This is a genomic window from Salipiger thiooxidans (assembly GCF_900102075.1).
GTDB lineage: Bacteria > Pseudomonadota > Alphaproteobacteria > Rhodobacterales > Rhodobacteraceae > Salipiger > Salipiger thiooxidans.
In genome coordinates this window covers 113765-132121 of sequence record NZ_FNAV01000005.1, presented here as the reverse complement: position 1 = coordinate 132121, position 18357 = coordinate 113765, and the positions used below count along the sequence as shown (strand labels likewise).

Genomic DNA, 18357 nt, shown 5'->3' with positions numbered 1-18357 from the left:
GGAACCGGGACATGGCCAAGATCACGCTCGACAACCTCGCGCATTCCTACCTCGCCAACCCGGCGTCGGAGGATGACTACGCGCTCAAGGAGATGACCCACGACTGGGACGACGGCGGCGCCTACGCGCTGCTGGGCTCGTCCGGCTGCGGGAAATCCACCCTGCTCAACATTATCTCGGGGCTGCTGCAGCCGTCGCAGGGGCGCATCCTCTTCGACGGCAAGGACGTCACCCACGCGCCCACCGCCGAGCGCAACATCGCGCAGGTGTTCCAGTTCCCGGTGGTCTACGACACGATGACCGTACAGGAAAATCTCGCCTTCCCGCTGCGCAACCGCGGCCGGGACGAGGCCTATGTCGCGAGCCGGGTGCAGGAGATCGCCCGGATGATCGGCATGGAGGACATGCTGCGCAAGAAGGCGCGCGGCCTCACCGCCGATGCCAAGCAGAAGATCAGCCTCGGGCGCGGCATGGTGCGCAAGGACGTGAACGCGCTGCTCTTCGACGAGCCGCTGACGGTGATCGACCCGCACATGAAGTGGGAGCTCAGGACCCAGCTCAAGAAGCTGCACCACGATTTCGGTCACACCATGATCTACGTGACCCACGACCAGACCGAGGCGCTGACCTTCGCCGACAAGGTGGTGGTGATGTACGACGGTCGCGTGGTGCAGATCGGTACGCCCGAAGAGCTTTTCGAGCGGCCCGAACACACCTTCGTGGGCTACTTCATCGGCTCGCCGGGGATGAACGTGATCCCCGCCAAGGTCGAGGGCCGCAGCGCCTACGTCAACGGCGCGCAGATGGCGCTTGGTCACGGCTACGGCGCGCTCGACGGCAAGGTCGAGATCGGCGTCCGGCCCGAGTTCGCCCGGCTGAGCCAGTCCGACGGCCTGCCCATCAAGGTGCGCAGGGTCGAGGACGCAGGCCGCCACAAGATCATCCGGGCCGAGTTCTTCGGCCACGGCATCAACATCATCGCGGGCGAGGACGACCGCATCAGCGCCGACATGAACCGCGTGAGCTTCGACGCGGCACACGTGAACGTCTACCGCAACGACTGGCGGGTGAAGGGAGACGCGGCATGAACACGTTTCCCCTCCGCACGGCGCAACTCGAGGAGGCCGCCCGATGAACAAGACCGTCAATCACAAGGCGTGGTTCCTCGTCCTGCCGGTGCTGGTCCTCGTGGCCTTCTCGGCGGTGATCCCTCTGATGACCGTGGTCAACTACTCGGTGCAGGACACCTTCGGGAACAACCAGTTCTTCTGGGCCGGGCTCGAATGGTTCGAGGAGATGCTGCACGACGACCGCATGTGGAACGCGCTGCAGCGGCAGCTGATGTTCTCGGGCATCATCCTTGCCATCGAGGTGCCGCTGGGCATCTTCGTGGCGCTCAACATGCCCAAGTCCGGGCTCTGGGCGTCGTTCTGCCTTGTCCTCATGTCGCTGCCCCTGCTGATCCCGTGGAACGTGGTCGGCACCATCTGGCAGGTCTTCGGCCGCGTCGACATCGGCCTCTTGGGCCACACGCTCGAGGCGCTCGGGATCGACTACAACTACACCCAGAACACGGTCGCGGCGTGGATCACCATCGTGGTGATGGACGTCTGGCACTGGACCTCGCTGGTGGCGCTGCTGGCCTATGCCGGTCTCAAGTCGATCCCCGACGCCTATTACCAGGCCGCCAAGATCGATCAGGCCAGCCGCTGGAAGGTGTTCCGCTACATCGAGCTGCCAAAGATGGCGGGCGTGCTGATGATCGCCATCCTGCTGCGCTTCATGGACAGCTTCATGATCTACACCGAGCCCTTCGTGGTCACCGGGGGCGGCCCCGGCAACGCCACCACGCTGCTCTCGATCGACCTCGTGAAGATGGCGCTGGGACAGTTCGACCTCGGCCCTGCCGCCGCCTTCTCGATCATGTACTTCCTCGTGATCCTGCTGATCTCCTGGGTGTTCTACACCATCATGACCAATCTCGACAAAAAGGGGATGTGAGATGACCGACGCCACCGTTTCCAGCCCCGCCCCGACCCGCGCCCGCAGTTTTCCGAAGGTGAACTCGCGCGCGGTGGTGATGGCGATCTACCTGATCTTCCTGCTCCTGCCGATCTACTGGCTGGTGAACATGAGCCTGAAGACCAACAACGAGATCCTCGGCTCCTTCACCCTCTGGCCGCGCGACCTGACCTTTGCCAACTACGTCACGATCCTCACCGATCCGGCGTGGTACATGGGCTACGTCAACACGCTGATCTACGTGGTGATGAACACGGTGATCTCGCTCAGCGTGGCGCTGCCCGCGGCCTACGCCTTCTCGCGCTACCACTTCATGGGCGACAAGCACCTGTTCTTCTGGCTGCTGACCAACCGCATGGCCCCGCCCGCGGTCTTCGCCCTGCCCTTCTTCCAGCTCTATTCCTCGGTCGGGCTCTTCGACACCCATATCGCGGTGGCGCTGGCACATTGCCTGTTCAACGTGCCGCTGGCGGTGTGGATCCTCGAGGGTTTCATGCGCGGCGTGCCCAAGGAGATCGACGAGACCGCCTATATCGACGGCTACAGCTTCGGCGGCTTTTTCGTGAAGATCTTCATGCCGCTGATCTCGTCGGGCATCGGCGTCGCGGCGTTCTTCTGCTTCATGTTCAGCTGGGTCGAGCTGCTGCTCTCGCGCACGCTCACCACTGTCAACGCCAAACCCATCGCCGCCACCATGACCCGCACGGTCGGCGCGGCCGGCGTCGACTGGGGCGTGCTCGCCGCCGCGGGGGTGCTCACCATCGTGCCCGGCGCGCTCGTGATCTACTTCGTCCGCAACTACATCGCCAAGGGCTTCGCCCTCGGGCGGGTCTGAGAGGAGACGCTCATGGACTGGATGGCATGGACCTGGCCCACCGCGGCCTTCTTCGCGACCATCGCGGCGCTGCTCGTCGTCTTCACGGTGCTGGCGATCCGCTTCCCCGAGACGCCGCGCATGGGCGTGCTCAGGATCGAGACCACCCGGGGCGACCGGCTCTTCATCACGCTGCTGGGCTCGGCCTTCATCAATCTCGCCTGGCTCGGCCTCGTCGGCCAGGCACAACCCGCGGCCTTGATCGTCTGCCTGATCTACGCAGGCGCGGTCTTCCGCTGGGTCTGAGGGCGCGCGGGCCGGAGGAGGCCCGCCCCCGGAACACACACGAACGGTTCAGATAAGGGAGGAAACCATGAACCTGAAGACAACGACATCCATGGCGCTCGCGCTCGGCCTGCTGACAGGCCCGGCCTGGGCGGACATGGACGCCGCGAAAGCGTTCCTCGACGCCGAGATCGGCGACCAGTCGACGCTGACCCGCGAGGAGCAGGAAGCCGAGATGCAGTGGTACATCGATGCGGCCCAGCCCTTCGCCGGCATGGAGATCAAGGTCGTCTCCGAGACCATCACCACGCATGAATACGAAAGCCAGGTGCTTGCCCCGGCCTTCGAGAAGATCACCGGCATCAAGATCACCCACGACCTCATCGGCGAGGGCGACGTGGTCGAGAAGCTGCAGACCCAGATGCAGTCGGGCGAGAACATCTACGACGCCTACGTGAACGACTCCGACCTCATCGGCACCCACTGGCGCTACCAGCAGGTGCGCAACCTGACCGACTGGATGGATCAGGAAGGCGCCGACGTCACCAGCCCGACGCTGGACCTCGAGGACTTCATCGGCACCCAGTTCACCACCGCGCCCGACGGCAAGCTCTACCAGCTGCCCGACCAGCAGTTCGCCAACCTCTACTGGTTCCGCTACGACTGGTTCACCGATCCCGACATCATGGCCGAGTTCAAGGAGAAGTACGGCTACGATCTCGGCGTTCCGGTCAACTGGTCGGCCTACGAGGACATCGCCGAGTTCTTCACCGGCCGCGACATCGACGGCGTCGAGGTCTACGGCTCGATGGACTACGGCAAGAAGGACCCCTCGCTCGGCTGGCGCTACACCGACGCGTGGATGTCGATGGCCGGCATGGGCGACAAGGGCGAGCCGAACGGCCTCCCGGTCGACGAATGGGGAATCCGGGTGAACGAGAAGTCGCAGCCCGTGGGCGCCTGCATGGCGCGCGGCGGCGCGGCCAACAGCCCGGCGGCCGTCTACGCGGTCGAGAAGGCCATCGAGTGGCTGAACAAGTACTCGCCGCCCTCGGCCATGGGCATGACCTTCTCCGAGGCCGGTCCGGTCCCCGGACAGGGCAACATCGCGCAGCAGATGTTCATGTACACCACCTTCGTGGCCCCGCTCGTGGACAGCGCCGAGGTGATGAACGAGGACGGCACGCCCAAGTGGCGCCTCGCCCCCTCGCCGCACGGCGTCTACTGGGAAGACGGCATGAAGGTCGGCTACCAGGACGTGGGCTCGTGGACGCTGATGAAGTCCACCCCCGAGGACCGCGCCAAGGCGGCGTGGCTCTACGCGCAGTTCGTCACCTCCAAGACCGTGGACGTGAAGAAGAGCCACGTCGGCCTCACCTTCATCCGCGAGAGCACGATCCAGCACGACAGCTTCAGCGAGCGCGCCGCCAAGCTCGGCGGCCTGGTGGAATTCTACCGCTCGCCCGACCGCGTGCGCTGGTCGCCCACCGGCACCAACGTTCCGGACTATCCGAAGCTGGCGCAGCTGTGGTGGCAGAACATCGGTGATGCCATGTCCGGCGCCAAGTCGGCGCAGGACGCGCTCGACAGCCTCTGCTCGGACATGGAGCGCGTGATGGAGCGTCTCGAGCGTGCCGGCATCCAGGGCGACCTGGGCCCGGTCATGAACGAGGAAAAGGACGCCGAGGAATGGCTGTCGATGGAAGGCTCCCCGAAGCCCGCCATCGAGAACGAGCGCGAGGAGCCGAAGACCGTCTCCTACGACGAGCTCGTGGCCTCCTGGCAGTAAGCTCCGGCGGTTCGGGGCGGCCGCCTGTGCCTGCCCCGGCCTGAACGACCCTTGCGGCGCGCGCCACCGGCGGGCGCCGTTTCTGTTTCCGTTCCTTACGTGTGACCCCGGTGCCGTTTGCCAGCACGAGCCCCCGCCCGGCAGGTCATCGGCGCGTCTGAGCCCGCGCCTCCCAGAGGCGCCTCACCCGGCGAACGTCCAGCGCGCGCGCCTCCTTGCCCCCCGCGTCCTGCCCATCTCCACGCGCTCCAACGAACCCGATTCGGCGACAAATTGCCTCGACCGCGGTCTCTTGACGCCTCGAGATGCCTGCTTGCCGGGCATCGGCGCACGGTATGCAACGGCACACGTTGCCGTGAGTTAACATCTTGGTGTAAAACCGCTTTCCACGCGGGTCGCGACGATCTCCGGGCTGGCACCCCAAGGGGAAACCCAATAGGTCCGGACGCATCGGGAGGAGCGTCTGGAACGACCCGAAAGTACGATACCCATGGAACAGAAGCATCGCGTCGTGGTTGTCGGGGGCGGATTTGGCGGCATCGCCTGCGTCCGGTCCCTGAAAGCGAAGGACGTCGAGATCACCCTCGTCGATCAGCGCAACCACCACCTCTTCCAGCCCCTGCTCTACCAGGTGGCGACCACCATCCTGCCCACCTCCGAGATCGCCTGGCCGATCCGCGGCCTGCTCCGCGACCGCGAGGACGTGCGCACACTGATGGCCGAGGTCGAGGCCGTGGACCAGGACAACCGGCGCGTCCATTTCTCCGACGGCGGCTCGGTCGAGTACGACACGCTGGTGCTCGCCACCGGCGCGCGCCACAGCTACTTCGGCAACGACGACTGGGAGACCGCCGCGCCCGGGCTCAAGACGCTCGAGGACGCAACGGCGATCCGGCGCCGAGTGCTTTCGGCCTTCGAGGCGGCCGAACGGTCCGACGATCCCAGGGAGCGCGAGGCGCTGCTGACCTTCGCCGTGGTCGGCGCCGGCCCGACCGGGGTCGAGCTGGTGGGCATCATCGCGGAGCTCGCGCAGACCTCGCTCGTGCGCGAGTTCCGCAACATCGACACCCGTCAGGCCCGCGTGCTGCTGGTCGAGGCCGGGCCGCGCGTCCTGCCCGCCTTCCCCGAATCGCTGTCGGACTACGCGGCGGGCGCGCTGAAGCGGCTCGGTGTCGAGGTCCGCACCGGCACGCCGGTGACCCACTGCGACCCCGAGGGCATCACGCTGGGCACCGAGCACATCCCCGCGCGCACCGCGATCTGGGCCGCCGGGGTCAAGGCCTCGCGCGCGGCGCAGTGGCTGGGCGTCGCGGGCGACCGTGCCGGGCGGGTTCCGGTGACCGAGGACCTGACGCTCGAAGGCCACCCCGAGATCTTCGTGATCGGCGACACCGCCGCGGCAACCAACGCCGACGGCAAGCCGGTGCCGGGCATCGCGCCCGCCGCCAAGCAGCAGGGCGAGTTCGTGGCCCGCAAGCTGAAGGCCCGATTCGGGCTCCGGCGCGATCCGGGCCGCTTCGTCTACCGCCACCAGGGCAGCCTCGCCACCATCGGGCGCAAGGCCGCGGTGGCCGACTTCGGCCCCATCCGGCTCAAGGGCGCGCTTGCGTGGTGGGTCTGGGGCATCGCCCACATCTACTTCCTCATTGGCACCCGCAACCGCATGGCGGTGGCGCTGAGCTGGCTCTGGTCCCACGCCTCGGGCCAGAAGAGCGCCCGCCTCATCACGCAGGGCAAGCAGGGGATCGCGGTACCGCGCAGCAGCGTCGCGGAGTGAGCCCCTCCTGAGCCTGTTGAACACCAGACGCACCGCAGGCCCCCTGCGGTGCGATTTGCGTCTCTGCGCGCCTGTGGGGCGCGGGCGGTCGGGGTAAGGCCCGCGTCGGGGAGGCTCCGTAGAGAGCTTCTCACCCGCAAGCGCCCCTACGGCGTGCCGCAGGCACCAACCGTGCCTCGCCATCCCCTTCTCGCGCGTTAACCAAATATAGCGAAATTCGCATTGATGATTATTTTGACCGGGCGTAAGCTCTACCATTGGTTGTTCCGAGTACGGCCTCTCTAACGCCCACCAAAACGAGTCGTGTTCCCGGTCACCGGCGCGCGCCGGCCGCACCGGACAACGGGCGCATCGCGGTCGGCCCCGGCACCCCACGGAAAAGAAGCCCGGAAACGGGCTGTCACTGTAGTAACGGGAGGAGAATGGGTCATGGATTGCGTAAGGAGCATCACGTTCGTCATTCCAGGGGTGGATGGCGGACCGGATATCCAGGTCACTGCGGTCGAGGTCGACGGCACCATCGAGTTCACCCTTGAGGTGCTGCCGGGAGATGAAGGGGAGGTCGGCGATATCCGCGGCCTGTTCTTCAATCTCAACGACGATTCGAAACTGATGAACTCGTCGGCGTTCGGCGTCGACGTGACGGACTACCAGACCGGGGATGTCATCGACCTAGGGCATGGCGCCAACATGCACGGCGCGGCGGATCCCTACGATGCCGGCGTCGAGTTCGGCGGGCCGGGGATCGGCAAAAACAAGGGCGACGTCCAGCTGACGAGTTTCACCCTGTCCAACGAGGCCGGGGACCTTACGCTGGACGACATCGCGCAGGTCGAGTTCGGCGTGCGGGTGACCAGCATCGGCGCGCCGGCCGGCGGACGCGGCGGGTCGGCCAAGATGGTCACGCTGGCGCCCGCGGCGCCGGATGCGGTGGAAGATTCCTACAGCATCTTCGAGGACGGCGCCTCGGGGCTCGACGACCCCTCCGACACGGCGGTGGGCGTGCTGTTCTCGGTGCTCGACAATGACACCGACGCGGATGGCGACACGCTGACCATCACCGACGCCTTCGGCGCCATGCACGGCACCGTGCAGATCGTCGACGGCGACGACCCCGACCTGCTGCCGGGCGACGCGCTGCTCTATACGCCCGACACCGACTACGCCGGGGCCGACAGCTTCACCTACTGCATCTCGGACGGCAACGGCGGCACCGACTACGCCACCGTGAACGTCTGGGTCGAGGCGGTCGCGGACGTTCCCGAGGTCTCGATCATCGCCTCGGCCACGTCCAACGTGCACGAGGTGCATCTGCAGGTCATCGCGACCGAGACCGACGACGACAACTCGGAGTTCATCGCCAGCCTCGTCAGCAGTGCGGTGCCGTTCGGGGTTACCCTCAACACGCTCGGCACGGTGACCACCACGGACTACGTCTCGCGGTCCTACCTGCTCACCCTGCCGGACGCGGATTTCGACTTCGACCTGACCTTCACCGCCACCTCGCAGGAGCTGTCCAACGGCGACACCGAGACCGGGCAGGCGACGATCAACATCGCCTCCGCCTATGACCTGACCGCGGGCGTGATCGACTTCACCGCGACCGACCAGAGCATCTGGGATTCGGGGGCAGCCTTCGTCTTCGACCCGGACATCCCGTTCCTCGGGCTCGACGTGGCCGACAGCGGCAACTGGGGCGGCGACGTGCTTGGCGGCAGCTGGTTCTACGACATCCGCGTCGGGCTCGAGCAGGAGCTGCTGCTCGAGGGCGGCTCGATCGATGTCACCGTGCCCTACGACGTCTCGGTCGAGGCCTTCTACAACCTCACCACCGACGTGCTGCAGCTCGACCCGACGGTGGCGCTGGCAGGCGGCGGCTTCATGACCGACGGGCCGTCGCTGAGCTACATGCTGGACCTGATCCTCGAGATCGCCGTCGGCACCTCGCTCGAGATCGCCGGGTTCAGCGCCTTCAGCCCAAGCATCAACGAGAACGGCAGCCAGTCGCTGATCGACTACGACAGCGAGACCTCGCCGCCGTTCGAGATCGGAGACAGCGACGACGCGCTCTCGGCCACGCTGGCATGGCCCGAGCTCGACGTCACCGGCACCTCTTCCGGGGGCGGGATCTTCGAGGGTGACGGCGCCTCGAACAACGTGCTGCAGCTCAACCTCGACGCGGATCAGGCCATCGCCGACCTGTTCTTCGGCGGGGTGAATCCGTTCGACCTCGGGATCGACTTCTTCAGCGACTTCTGGGAGACGGGCGTCGAGGCCGGGATCGAGCTTCTGGACCTCGATCTCTTCGCCGGGCTGAACTTCCTGCAGGACTTCGTGCTCGATGCCGGCGACATCGTCGCGGACATCGTGTTCGAGAACGGCGACACCTTCGAGTTCAACCTTGCCGGCGCGACCCAGTACGGCAATGCCAGCCAGTACGACGACAACGGCGACGGCATGGTCGAATACGAGCTGGTCTTCGAGGCCGAGGGCGAGACCTTCTCGAACGACACCGATCTCAACATCAACGTGGGCTACAGCCTCGCCCTGCTCGAGGGCTTCTACCGCGCCGGCGTGCTGGGCGCGGTGGCGGAAGGCTCCTTCGGCCCGGTCTATTCGACCGGAGCGCAGGCGGACCTCGTGCAGTTCGACGTGTTCTCGAACGAATTCGCACTCGACCTCAGCAGCGACTCGCTCGATTTCGCGATCGGCTGAGGTTCAGGGCCGGGGTCGGGCCGCCGCGCAGACGGTGTCTCGGCCCCGGTCCCCGCATCGAAAACCGGCGCATGTCGGCAGGGCCGTGGCGGGGCAATCCCGCCGCGTGCCAGTCCAGCAGAACCATTCGTGTACGAAAAACACACCACTCCCCTCGATCCCGAAGGATCACAGCGAAACTATTGTTTTGCTTGGGAGTAGTGGTGCCCAGGAGAGGACTCGAACCTCCACGGCCGTTAAGCCACTGGTACCTGAAACCAGCGCGTCTACCAATTCCGCCACCTGGGCACAGGTGGTGTGAGGCAGGCGTTTACGCGGCCCGCGAGATGGTGTCAACGACCTTTTTTCGGTTTGTTTTCCATCCGCCCCCACGGCACCTTGCCGCGACCCCGTCAGGCCGGTATTCAAGACCTCGGAACCTCGCAGCAGGAGCACGGCCATGAGCAAACTCGTCACCATCTACGGCGGATCCGGCTTTGTTGGGCGCTACGTCGCGCGTCGCATGGCCAAGCTTGGCTGGCGCGTCCGTGTCGCGGTGCGCCGCCCCAACGAAGCGATCTTCGTGAAGCCCTACGGCGTTGTCGGCCAGGTGGAGCCGGTGCTCTGCAACATCCGCGACGACGACTCGGTGCGCGCCGTCATGCAAGGCGCAGACGCGGTGGTGAACTGCGTGGGCACCTTCGACGCCAAGGGCAAGAACAGCTTCGACGCGGTGCAGCACGACGGGGCCGAGCGCATTGCCCGGATCGCTGCCGAACAGGGCGTGGCGCGCATGGTGCAGATCTCGGCCATCGGCGCCGACGCGGACAGCGCCAGCGGCTATGCCCGCACCAAGGCGCTTGGCGAGGAAGCGGTGCTCAAGCACATGCCCGACGCCGTGATCCTGCGTCCCTCGGTGATCTTCGGGCCGGACGACCAGTTCTTCAACCGCTTCGCCTCGATGTCCCGCATGGGTCCAGTGCTGCCGCTGGTCGGCGCCGACACGAAGTTCCAGCCGGTCTATGTCGACGACGTCGCCCACGCGGCGGTGATGGGCGTCACCGGCGAGGCCGCTCCCGGCGTCTACGAGCTTGGCGGCCCGGATGCGGAAAGCTTCCGCGACCTGATCGGCCAGATGCTGTCGGTGATCCGTCGACGGCGGTTCGTGGCCAACATCCCCTTCCGCCTCGCCTCGATCATGGGGTGGAGCTTCGAGCTTCTGCAGACCCTGACCGGCGGGCTCTTCAAGGCGCAGATCACCCGCGATCAGGTGAAGTCGCTGCGCCGCGACAACGTGGTCTCGGACGGTGCCAGGGGCTTCGAGGAGCTCGGCATCGCGCCCACCTCGATGGAGGCGGTGCTGCCCGACTACCTGTGGCGCTTCCGTCCTTCCGGGCAATACGACGCCATCAAGGAATCCGCCCGGAACCTGCGGATGGAATGAGCCGGCGCGCCAGGCGGCGCGCCCTCTCCGGCTCGACTCTCCAGCAGCAGGCGACCTCGTAGGCAAGCGCCGCGCGGCGCTGCCGGACGCTCTGGCGGGCTCCCAGCGGGGAGAGGTCGAGAAACAGGTGGTCGGCTCGCGATTCGTCCCAGTCCACCAGCGCCGGCCCGTTCGAGGTCAGGATGACGTTGCCGGGGTTCAGGTCCCCATGCACGAGGCCTGCGGGCTCTGACGCCACCGCGAGAAACGCGGCAAGGATCGCCTGCGCCAGTCGACGCGGCATCGCCCATAGATTGACGTCCCCGCCCCTGCCCTCGCGCAGCAGCGCCACCATCCCCGGCACGCCGGGCCGCGGTGGCACCCCCTCGCGACAGTCGGTGAAACGCCACGATCCGGGGCGCCAGCTCCTGCAGATCACCCGCCGAAGCACCCGGCCCCGGCAGGAACCGCTCGGCCGTCCAGCCGCCCGAAACCAGCAGCCCCGAAATCGCGGGGACCGGCTCGGGCACGATTAGCCCTGCCGCGCGGGCGCGGGCATGAACGGGCGCGAGCCAGCGCAGGGCCGGCTCGGCGCGGTTGGTGCTCTTGATGACGAGATCGTCGCAGCGCCAGACCGCATGCCGGGCGCCCACCCCGCAGGGAACGAGCGGCCCGGAGCGGCCCCAGCGTGCCGGGTCGGGCAGGCCCGCCCTCAGCACGCGTTCAATGCGGGCGCTTCAGCTGCGACAGAAGCGCGGCGTTGCGGCAGCCGGGAGGCGGCAGGCTGGCGATGCCGGTCTGGCTGCCGAGCCAGCCCTCGCAGGCCTCGACCAGGGCGCAGCCCCGGCAACAGGTAACCATCTGGGCATACTGGGCCGGATCGAGCCGGCCCATGTGCATCTCCTCCGACAGGTTCAGCCCCATGACGCGAGCGACGCTGCGCGTCATCCAGAAATGCCTTGCGGGATCTCCAAGCGTCTGCGTCATCGTCTTTACTCCCCGAGCAGCTCCTGCAGGGCTGCGAAATGCGCGCGGTTCACGCAATCTTCCGGCGTGTCGCGCAGGGCGTCCTCGGGCCGGTCGAGCCAGCGCTGGCAGCCGTCGGTCCATTTGCAGCCGCGGCAGCGCTGGACCATCCCGGCCCAGTCTTCCTGTGTCAGAATGCCGGCATCGGTGGCCAGCACGAGATCGGTTCCGTTCGCCTGGGCCATGCGCTGCACGAGCCAGTAATGCTCTTGCGGGTCACCGAGCGGCTGATGGGGCCGGGTATCGAACATCTTGTCGTCCTCCTCTGCCATGCGTCAGGTATCGCGCAGGTTTTCGAAGAGCGCGGCGTTCCGGCAGTAGTCCGGCGCGTCGGGAGCGGTCTCGGCCTGCGCGCCGAGCCATTGTTCGCAGGCACAGGGCTGGGTGCAGCCGGTGCAGCTCAGCACCGCGTCCTCGAGCTGCGACAGGGACAGCCGCCCCCGCATCATCTGTTCCTCGAGATCGAGGCCCAGTGTGGTGGCCATGTGGTCGACAAGCATCGCGTGCCGTTTGAAGTCGGTTGCGCCAGGCATCTGAACATCCCCCAAGGGTAGCTGTCTCTCATGAGACAAAGCCTAGCAGGACGGCTGACCGCTGCCCTTGATGCAGGTCAACGTGACCGGGAGCGCTCAGTTCGTCGCGGCGTAGGCCGCGGCGGTGCGGCGGACGATGGCGATTCGGGCAGAGTTCGGCGGGTGCGTCCCCAGGAAGCGGTCGCCCGGGTCGGGGATGCGCATGAAGAACTCGGCCCCGCGCACCGGGTCGTAGCCCGCCATCATGGTGAGGATGGTGCCAAGCTGGTCGGCCTCGAGCTCGTATTCCTTGGAGAAGGTCCTTGCGCCCACGCTGGCCCCGAACTCTTCTGCCGAGCGCACGTCTGCGGCGGTGGCACCGGACATGGAGGCGATCCCCGAGAAGATCAGCGCACCCACGGCGGCGTCCTCCTCGACCCGCGCGAGGTGGCCGAGGATGTGGTGCGACGATTCGTGGCCCATGACAAAGGCCAGTTCGTCGGCGTTCTCGACCGAGGCGATCAGCGGGATGTTGAAGGCAAGGATCGGACGGCCGTTGCGGTCGAGCGTCTGGAAGGCGTTGGGCTCGTCGCCCATGCGGTCGTCCACGACGATCAGGAAATCACAGTTCAGCCCGGAGGTCAGGCGCCGACACTCGGATTCCACCACCGGCTCGAGCGTGCTCGCGACCTCGACAAACTGCCGCGTCGCGCGCTCGGCCTCGCGCGCCTCGGGCGAGCCGGACGCCTGTCCACCCGGCGGAGTGACGGTGGGCACGGCCTCGCAGGCGGCAAGCAGGACAAGGGCGAGATAGAGAAATCGACGCATGGGGGCTGGGGTTCTCCGGTGCCGGGAAGCGGGCGTTCGCCTTCAGCATAGGCGGGCGAACCCTCCCGCGCCAGAGTCACGCGATCACTGCGCGCGAGGGTGGGTCTTTTCGGTATGGGCACGGCAAAACAGCTGCGCTAGGCTGGCCTCATGTTCAGCATCGAGCACGAATTCGACGCCACGGTCGTCACCCTCGTCGACGAGGGCAGCACCTATCTGCAGGAAGACGTGATCGTCTCGGGGTTCGAGGATTGCGTCACGGTCGAGCAATACGACCCGCGCACCGACAGCGTCCAGAAGATCACCCTGTCCATGACCCAGATGCGCGATCTCGCCGCCGCGATCTCGCTGCCCGAAGGCGTCTACGTCCGCGACGAGGACTGAGTTCGCGCGCGAACAGGGTCAGGGATCGATCCGGAAGACCTTGTCGCGCGACGTCGCGCCCTGGATCAGGGTCAGCCGCGATTTCGGTACGCCAAGTGCCTTGGCCAGCAGCTTGGCGACGGCGGCATTGGCCTTGCCGTCCTCGGGCACCGTGGTCACCAGCACCCTGAGCTGATCGCCCTCCTCGCGGATCTCGTTGCGCGAGGCGCGGGGCGTCACCCGCAGCGCCAGCGTCGCTCCGGGCACCGCGAGATGGGCAAGGGTCGCCTTCGCCATGATCGGTCTCCGTATCGCGTCGTTCCGGGCGGGCTTAGCAGCCACTGCCCCGGGCGGCAACGCGGGCGGTTGAATCCCCCGCCCCAAAGCCTGACATATGACCTCGACGAACGATGGAGACCTGCATGCCCACACCGAACCCCGCGGCGATGGAATTCCTGCTGAGCCGCCGCTCGCGCCCGGCCAAGACCCTCACCGGTCCCGCCCCCGACCGCGCGGCGCTGATGCCGATCCTGACCGCCGCCGCGCGCAGCCCGGACCACGGCAAGCTCGAGCCGTGGCGCTTCGTCGTGCTCGAGGGCCTGGCGCTGGAGCGGCTCGCCGCCGCCGCGCTGGCCCGGGGCGAGGCGCTGGGGCTCGACCCGGACGTGGCCGCCAAGGGGCAGAAGCAGTTCGCCGACAGCCATCTCTGCGTCGCGGTGATCGAATCGCCCAAGGAAAGCCCGAAGATCCCCGCGATCGAGCAGACCTATTCCGCCGGCGCCGTCTGCCTCGGCCTCCTGAACGCGGCACTGGCGAGCGGCTGGGGCGCCAACTGGCTGACCGGCTGGATCGCCGAGGACCGCCCCTTCGTCGAGGACGAGCTCGGCCTCGCTCCGCACGAGCGCATCGCGGGCTTCCTGCACCTCGGGACCGAGACCTCGGCCCCGCCCGACCGCCCGCGCCCGGATCTCGACGCCATCACCGAGTGGGTGTCGCAGTGATTCCGGCCGCGTTCCTCGCCGCCATCGGCCAGCTCGGCGACCCGCGCTTCCAGCGGGTGCTGCTCAAGGGGCTAGGCATCACGGTCGCGATCTTCATCGCGGTCTACGTGGTCTTCGTGCAGGTGGTGGGCTGGTTCCTCGGGGACAGCGTCTCGCTGCCGTGGATCGGCTCGGTGACCTGGGTCGACGACGCGATCAGCTGGGGCGCCATCCCGCTCATGCTGCTGCTCTCGGTGTTCCTGATGGTGCCCGTGGCCTCGGCCATCACCGGCATCTTCCTCGACGACGTGGCGCAGGCGGTGGAGGACCGGCACTACCCGGCGCTCGGCCCGGCAAACGAGCTGTCGCTGATGGAGAACATCCGGGATTCGATCGGATTTCTCGGGGTGCTCATCCTCGCCAACATAGTGGCGCTGGTGCTCTACCTGCTCTTCGCGCCGCTCGCGCCGTTCATCTTCTGGGGGCTGAACGGCTACCTGCTCGGGCGGGAATACTTCACGCTGGCGGCGATCCGGCGGGTCGGGCGCGATGGCGCCACGCGGCTGCGCAAGCGCCATTTCGTCACGATCTGGATCGCCGGCGTGCTGATGGTTGTGCCGCTGACCATCCCTCTGGTGAACCTGCTGGTGCCGATCCTCGGTGCCGCCACCTTCACCCACCTGTTCCACAGGCTTCAGTCACGCTCCGTCACCGCCTGACCAAACGGTCAGGCCGCAGAGCGAAGGGCCCGTCAGTCGAGAGACGACGGGCCCATCCGGTTGAACATCCAGCCGTCGATGTCGCGCACGGTGACCCACCCCGAGAGGATGACGCCCGCGATGATCGCCCACACCACCAGCGCGATGCCGGTGGTGATGAGGGCCTTACGACGGAGGTTGTGCACCTCGGGGCTGCTGGAATGGGTGCCCTCGACGACCTCCCCCCGGTCCCCCTGGGTTTCCAGCCGGAACGGGATCACGACCAGGAAGGTCATGAACCAGATCACCGCATAGAGCACGAGCGCGGATGTGATCGCCATGTCGCCGCCTCAGACCTGCTCGAGCTCGACCAGCGTGCCCTGGAAATCCTTGGGATGCAGGAATAGCACGGGCTTGCCATGGGCGCCGATCTTGGGTTCGCCCGTGCCCAGCACCCGGGCGCCCGCGTCCTTGAGCCGGTCGCGCGCGGCGAGGATGTCGTCGACCTCGTAGCAGACGTGGTGGATGCCGCCCGAGGGGTTCTTGTCGAGGAAGCCCTGGATCGGGGAGTTCTCGCCCAGCGGGTAGAGCAGCTCGATCTTGGTGTTGGGCAGTTCGATGAAGATCACGGTGACGCCATGGTCCGGCTCGTCCTGCGGCGCACCGACCTTGGCGCCCAGCGTGTCGCGGTATTGCGCGGCGGCGGCCTCGAGATCCGGCACGGCGATGGCAACGTGGTTCAGACGACCGATCATGGGTTCCTCCCTTGCGTAAGCTCTCCCCCTGCTTATGGCCCCTGCCACGTCATTTTCGCAAGATGGTGCGAGCGTTAACCGCCCGTTAGGGACGACAGGTAATGAATCGGTCAAAGCCCAAAGGAGAACGTGATGACCGACTCGGATGGATACACCCCGCTTCCGCGCCCCACCGCGACCCGGCCGCTTCTCGGCATGACGGTGCTGGCGGTCGAGGACAGCCGTTACGCCTGCGACGCCATGCGGTTGCTGTGCCTGCGCAGCGGCGCGCGCATTCGCCGCGCGGACTGCCTGCAATCGGCGCGGCGGCACCTCATGGTGTATCGGCCGACCGTCGTGATCGTGGATCTTGGGCTGCCCGACGGCTCCGGCGCCGAGCTGATCTCGGAGCTGGCCTCGGCCCTGCCCCGGGTCGCGGTCATTCTCGGGACCAGCGGCGACAGCTTTGCCGAGGATGTGGCGCTGGCCGCGGGCGCCGATGGCTTCCTGCCCAAGCCCATCGCCAGCGTCACCACCTTCCAGAGCGAGATCATCTCGAACCTCCCGCCCGAGCGTCAGCCGCGCGGCCTGCGGATGGTCGTGGACGAGCCGATCCGCCCCGATCCGCTGGCCTACCGCGACGACATGGCGCATGCTGCCGACGTGCTGGGCGACGGTGGCGACGAGCGGATGCTCGACTACGTGACGCAGTTCCTGCGCGGTGTGGCGTACAGCGCCGGCGACCACGTCCTCGAGGCCGCGGCCCAGGGGCTGGCCGAGGCCCGCGCCGACGGGCGGCCGACCAAGGCCGACATCGTCCGCGTCGCGGGGCTGGTGCAGGACCGCCTCGCCGACCGCGTGGCGATCTGAGCGCACTGCTCACAGCAGCGCAAGCACCACCAGCAGCAGCCCGCAAAGCACCATGGTCCGGCGATAGAGCCCGAGCCCCCGGCTCAGGGACGGCGCATCCGCGTCGGGCCCTGCCGCGTTGACCCAAGGCTCGTCGGCGATGGTATTGCCATAGACCCTCGGCCCCGAAAGCCGCACCGGCAGCGCGCCCGCCAGCGCCGCCTCGGGCCAGCCGGCATTGGGCGAGCGGTGCTGCGCCGCATCCGCCGCCATCACCCGCAGCGCCGTCGCCGGGCGCCCCGAGGCCAGCGCGAAGAACAGCCCCGTCAGCCGCGCCGGTATCAGATTCACCAGATCGTCGAGCCGCGCCGCCACCTTGCCGAAATCCTCGTAGCGGGTGTTGCGGTGGCCGATCATGGAATCCATCGTGTTCACCGCCTTGTAGGCGACGATACCCGGCAGGCCTCCGATCACGCCCCAGAACAGCGGCGCCACGATGCCGTCGGAGCTGTTCTCGGCGAGGCTCTCGAGCGCCGCCCGCGCCACGCCCGAGGCATCCAGCCGCTGCGGATCGCGCCCGACGATCATCGACACCGCCTGCCGCGCCCCGGCGAGATCTCCGGCGGCGAGCGGACGCGCCACCGCGGCGACATGGTCATGCATCGAGCGCACCGCGAGGAAGGGCCAGGCAAGGATGCCGCCGATCACGATACCAAGGGCCCCGTCCGGCAGCAGCACCTGCACCAGCAGCGCCGGGACCAGTGCCGCGGTCAGCACCACCGCCACGGTCAGCGCCCCGGCGGCACGCTGTTGCGCGACGCTGCCGCCGTTGAGCCGCAGGTCGAGCGCCGTGATCAGCCTGCCGATCCAGACCACCGGATGCCCGATGCGCCGGAACAGTGCATCGGGCCAGCCGACCAGCGCGTCGATCGCGAAGGCGAGCGCCATCATCGCGGCGAAACTCATGCGCCCGGCCCCGCCCAGTTCACCGCCACGACCGAGATCCCGCCCGGGTGACAACGCAGCCGCGTGACCGAGAGCGGCGCCACCTCGAAGAGCAGCCCCGTGGCGACGTCTCCCGCCACCAGCCCCAGCGCCGCGCGCACGATCCCGGCGTGGGCCACCACCGCGAGCGGCCCGTCAGACGCGGCGGCCGTCAGCTCGTCGAACAGGGGCCGCAGGCGCTCTGCCACGTCGGCAAAGCTCTCGCCCTCCGGCGCGCTGTGTGCGGCGAGCGCCGCGCGCGGAAGCGGGCCGAGGTCGGGCAGATCGCTGAAGGGCAGCCCGTCATGGGCGCCGAAATCCTGTTCCCACAGGCGGTTGTCGGTGGGACGCGCATGATCGGGGAGCAGCGCCCCGGCGGTCTGCACGCAGCGCAGAGCGGGGCTCGTGACCACCCGGGTGCAGCCGGACAGCCAGCCGCGCAGGGGCGCCAGACCGGCCTCGGACGGCAGGATGGCGGGCACGTCGGTACGCCCGCAAAGCCGCCCGCCGTGGTCGGCCGGGGCGTGCCGGATCAAGAGCATCTCGTTGCTGTCAGGCGGCGTCATCGAGGCTTTCCAA

General features: G+C 67.6%; 22 protein-coding genes and 1 tRNA gene. 12 read left to right on the top strand and 11 right to left on the bottom strand.

Annotated features, from left to right (window positions below; genetic code table 11):
* Positions 1-11: 11 nt before the first annotated feature.
* The 7 genes from BLQ77_RS08885 (at position 12) to BLQ77_RS08855 (ending at position 9402) form a co-directional block, all read left to right on the top strand.
* Entirely contained in the window at positions 12-1088 is a 1077-nt protein-coding gene (locus tag BLQ77_RS08885; protein ID WP_089958042.1) for an ABC transporter ATP-binding protein, read from the top strand.
* A 43-nt stretch (positions 1089-1131) separates the two neighbouring features.
* The gene (locus tag BLQ77_RS08880) at positions 1132-2001 is read left to right on the top strand and encodes a carbohydrate ABC transporter permease (RefSeq protein WP_089958039.1); all 870 of its coding nucleotides are present in this window, start codon (positions 1132-1134) and stop codon (positions 1999-2001) included.
* A 1-nt stretch (position 2002) separates the two neighbouring features.
* The gene (locus BLQ77_RS08875; protein WP_008887270.1) at positions 2003-2857 is read left to right on the top strand and encodes a carbohydrate ABC transporter permease; all 855 of its coding nucleotides are present in this window, start codon (positions 2003-2005) and stop codon (positions 2855-2857) included.
* Between the two features lie 12 nt (positions 2858-2869).
* Entirely contained in the window at positions 2870-3142 is a 273-nt protein-coding gene (locus BLQ77_RS08870; RefSeq protein WP_089958036.1) for a DUF2160 domain-containing protein, read from the top strand.
* A gap of 67 nt (positions 3143-3209) precedes the next feature.
* Positions 3210-4910 (top strand): ABC transporter substrate-binding protein, encoded by a 1701-nt coding sequence (locus BLQ77_RS08865; RefSeq protein ID WP_207545828.1) that lies wholly within the window; start codon positions 3210-3212, stop codon positions 4908-4910.
* A gap of 490 nt (positions 4911-5400) precedes the next feature.
* Positions 5401-6687 carry an NAD(P)/FAD-dependent oxidoreductase gene (locus BLQ77_RS08860; protein ID WP_089958033.1) on the top strand — a complete coding sequence of 429 codons (1287 nt, stop codon included), beginning with the start codon at positions 5401-5403 and terminating at the stop codon, positions 6685-6687.
* 429 nt (positions 6688-7116) lie between these two features.
* Positions 7117-9402: an Ig-like domain-containing protein gene (locus BLQ77_RS08855; protein ID WP_131822002.1), complete on the top strand. Its 2286-nt coding sequence runs from the start codon at positions 7117-7119 to the stop codon at positions 9400-9402.
* 201 nt (positions 9403-9603) lie between these two features.
* On the opposite strand, the gene BLQ77_RS08850 is transcribed toward BLQ77_RS08855, so the two are convergent.
* Positions 9604-9690, bottom strand: a tRNA-Leu gene (locus BLQ77_RS08850).
* 151 nt (positions 9691-9841) lie between these two features.
* Here BLQ77_RS08850 and BLQ77_RS08845 point away from each other — a divergent pair.
* Entirely contained in the window at positions 9842-10825 is a 984-nt protein-coding gene (locus tag BLQ77_RS08845; RefSeq protein WP_089958027.1) for a complex I NDUFA9 subunit family protein, read from the top strand.
* Here BLQ77_RS08845 and BLQ77_RS08840 read toward each other — a convergent pair.
* The 5 genes from BLQ77_RS08840 to BLQ77_RS08820 form a co-directional block, all read right to left on the bottom strand.
* Positions 10791-11159, bottom strand: a complete 369-nt coding sequence (locus BLQ77_RS08840) for a phosphotransferase (protein WP_089958024.1) — start codon at positions 11157-11159, stop codon at positions 10791-10793. The genes BLQ77_RS08845 and BLQ77_RS08840 overlap by 35 nt on opposite strands.
* Positions 11160-11527: 368 nt before the next feature.
* Positions 11528-11791: a DUF6455 family protein gene (locus BLQ77_RS08835; protein WP_089958021.1), complete on the bottom strand. Its 264-nt coding sequence runs from the start codon at positions 11789-11791 to the stop codon at positions 11528-11530.
* Between the two features lie 5 nt (positions 11792-11796).
* Positions 11797-12081 carry a DUF6455 family protein gene (locus tag BLQ77_RS08830; RefSeq protein WP_242661665.1) on the bottom strand — a complete coding sequence of 95 codons (285 nt, stop codon included), beginning with the start codon at positions 12079-12081 and terminating at the stop codon, positions 11797-11799.
* Positions 12082-12105: 24 nt separating this feature from the next.
* Entirely contained in the window at positions 12106-12363 is a 258-nt protein-coding gene (locus BLQ77_RS08825; RefSeq protein ID WP_089958017.1) for a DUF6455 family protein, read from the bottom strand.
* 96 nt (positions 12364-12459) lie between these two features.
* Positions 12460-13170 carry a M48 family metallopeptidase gene (locus tag BLQ77_RS08820; RefSeq protein ID WP_008887282.1) on the bottom strand — a complete coding sequence of 237 codons (711 nt, stop codon included), beginning with the start codon at positions 13168-13170 and terminating at the stop codon, positions 12460-12462.
* Positions 13171-13320: 150 nt separating this feature from the next.
* Between BLQ77_RS08820 and BLQ77_RS08815 the strand changes: the two genes are divergently transcribed.
* On the top strand, positions 13321-13554 hold the full coding sequence (locus BLQ77_RS08815) for a DUF8831 family protein (RefSeq protein ID WP_008886483.1): 234 nt from the start codon (positions 13321-13323) through the stop codon (positions 13552-13554).
* Positions 13555-13572: 18 nt separating this feature from the next.
* Here the strand turns inward: BLQ77_RS08815 and BLQ77_RS08810 are convergent, their stop codons facing one another.
* Positions 13573-13830: a DUF167 domain-containing protein gene (locus BLQ77_RS08810; RefSeq protein ID WP_089958015.1), complete on the bottom strand. Its 258-nt coding sequence runs from the start codon at positions 13828-13830 to the stop codon at positions 13573-13575.
* A gap of 125 nt (positions 13831-13955) precedes the next feature.
* On the opposite strand from BLQ77_RS08810, the gene BLQ77_RS08805 reads away from it, so the two are divergent.
* Complete coding sequence (locus BLQ77_RS08805) at positions 13956-14534, top strand: nitroreductase family protein (RefSeq protein WP_089958440.1); 579 nt, start codon at positions 13956-13958, stop codon at positions 14532-14534.
* Complete coding sequence (locus BLQ77_RS08800; protein WP_089958011.1) at positions 14531-15232, top strand: EI24 domain-containing protein; 702 nt, start codon at positions 14531-14533, stop codon at positions 15230-15232. Before BLQ77_RS08805 ends, BLQ77_RS08800 begins: the two co-directional genes overlap by 4 nt.
* A gap of 32 nt (positions 15233-15264) precedes the next feature.
* Here BLQ77_RS08800 and BLQ77_RS08795 read toward each other — a convergent pair whose 3' ends face one another.
* Entirely contained in the window at positions 15265-15552 is a 288-nt protein-coding gene (locus BLQ77_RS08795) for a DUF1467 family protein (protein WP_008887111.1), read from the bottom strand.
* A gap of 9 nt (positions 15553-15561) precedes the next feature.
* Positions 15562-15966, bottom strand: a complete 405-nt coding sequence (gene mce, locus BLQ77_RS08790) for a methylmalonyl-CoA epimerase (RefSeq protein ID WP_008886919.1) — start codon at positions 15964-15966, stop codon at positions 15562-15564.
* Positions 15967-16098: 132 nt separating this feature from the next.
* On the opposite strand from mce, the gene BLQ77_RS08785 reads away from it, so the two are divergent.
* Positions 16099-16815 carry a response regulator gene (locus BLQ77_RS08785; RefSeq protein WP_089958008.1) on the top strand — a complete coding sequence of 239 codons (717 nt, stop codon included), beginning with the start codon at positions 16099-16101 and terminating at the stop codon, positions 16813-16815.
* A gap of 9 nt (positions 16816-16824) precedes the next feature.
* Here the strand turns inward: BLQ77_RS08785 and cbiB are convergent, their stop codons facing one another.
* A complete protein-coding gene (cbiB, locus tag BLQ77_RS08780) occupies positions 16825-17760 on the bottom strand; it encodes an adenosylcobinamide-phosphate synthase CbiB (protein WP_165617062.1) in 936 nt (311 codons plus the stop codon).
* Positions 17757-18344, bottom strand: a complete 588-nt coding sequence (locus BLQ77_RS08775; protein ID WP_089958002.1) for a histidine phosphatase family protein — start codon at positions 18342-18344, stop codon at positions 17757-17759. The genes cbiB and BLQ77_RS08775 overlap by 4 nt, the downstream gene beginning before the upstream one ends.
* Between the last annotated feature and the right edge of the window lie 13 nt (positions 18345-18357).

Coding starts and splice junctions, on each gene's coding strand:
- BLQ77_RS08840 (WP_089958024.1), bottom strand. CDS start 11,159: ATGGTGGCGCTGCTGCGCGAGGGCAGGGGCGGGGACGTCAATCTATGG.
- BLQ77_RS08865 (WP_207545828.1), top strand. CDS start 3,210: ATGAACCTGAAGACAACGACATCCATGGCGCTCGCGCTCGGCCTGCTG.
- BLQ77_RS08880 (WP_089958039.1), top strand. CDS start 1,132: ATGAACAAGACCGTCAATCACAAGGCGTGGTTCCTCGTCCTGCCGGTG.
- BLQ77_RS08825 (WP_089958017.1), bottom strand. CDS start 12,363: ATGCCTGGCGCAACCGACTTCAAACGGCACGCGATGCTTGTCGACCAC.
- BLQ77_RS08885 (WP_089958042.1), top strand. CDS start 12: ATGGCCAAGATCACGCTCGACAACCTCGCGCATTCCTACCTCGCCAAC.
- BLQ77_RS08805 (WP_089958440.1), top strand. CDS start 13,956: ATGCCCACACCGAACCCCGCGGCGATGGAATTCCTGCTGAGCCGCCGC.
- BLQ77_RS08820 (WP_008887282.1), bottom strand. CDS start 13,170: ATGCGTCGATTTCTCTATCTCGCCCTTGTCCTGCTTGCCGCCTGCGAG.
- cbiB (WP_165617062.1), bottom strand. CDS start 17,760: ATGAGTTTCGCCGCGATGATGGCGCTCGCCTTCGCGATCGACGCGCTG.
- BLQ77_RS08870 (WP_089958036.1), top strand. CDS start 2,870: ATGGACTGGATGGCATGGACCTGGCCCACCGCGGCCTTCTTCGCGACC.
- BLQ77_RS08855 (WP_131822002.1), top strand. CDS start 7,117: ATGGATTGCGTAAGGAGCATCACGTTCGTCATTCCAGGGGTGGATGGC.
- BLQ77_RS08835 (WP_089958021.1), bottom strand. CDS start 11,791: ATGACGCAGACGCTTGGAGATCCCGCAAGGCATTTCTGGATGACGCGC.
- mce (WP_008886919.1), bottom strand. CDS start 15,966: ATGATCGGTCGTCTGAACCACGTTGCCATCGCCGTGCCGGATCTCGAG.
- BLQ77_RS08845 (WP_089958027.1), top strand. CDS start 9,842: ATGAGCAAACTCGTCACCATCTACGGCGGATCCGGCTTTGTTGGGCGC.
- BLQ77_RS08775 (WP_089958002.1), bottom strand. CDS start 18,344: ATGACGCCGCCTGACAGCAACGAGATGCTCTTGATCCGGCACGCCCCG.
- BLQ77_RS08860 (WP_089958033.1), top strand. CDS start 5,401: ATGGAACAGAAGCATCGCGTCGTGGTTGTCGGGGGCGGATTTGGCGGC.
- BLQ77_RS08810 (WP_089958015.1), bottom strand. CDS start 13,830: ATGGCGAAGGCGACCCTTGCCCATCTCGCGGTGCCCGGAGCGACGCTG.
- BLQ77_RS08830 (WP_242661665.1), bottom strand. CDS start 12,081: ATGTTCGATACCCGGCCCCATCAGCCGCTCGGTGACCCGCAAGAGCAT.
- BLQ77_RS08785 (WP_089958008.1), top strand. CDS start 16,099: ATGACCGACTCGGATGGATACACCCCGCTTCCGCGCCCCACCGCGACC.
- BLQ77_RS08875 (WP_008887270.1), top strand. CDS start 2,003: ATGACCGACGCCACCGTTTCCAGCCCCGCCCCGACCCGCGCCCGCAGT.
- BLQ77_RS08815 (WP_008886483.1), top strand. CDS start 13,321: ATGTTCAGCATCGAGCACGAATTCGACGCCACGGTCGTCACCCTCGTC.
- BLQ77_RS08795 (WP_008887111.1), bottom strand. CDS start 15,552: ATGGCGATCACATCCGCGCTCGTGCTCTATGCGGTGATCTGGTTCATG.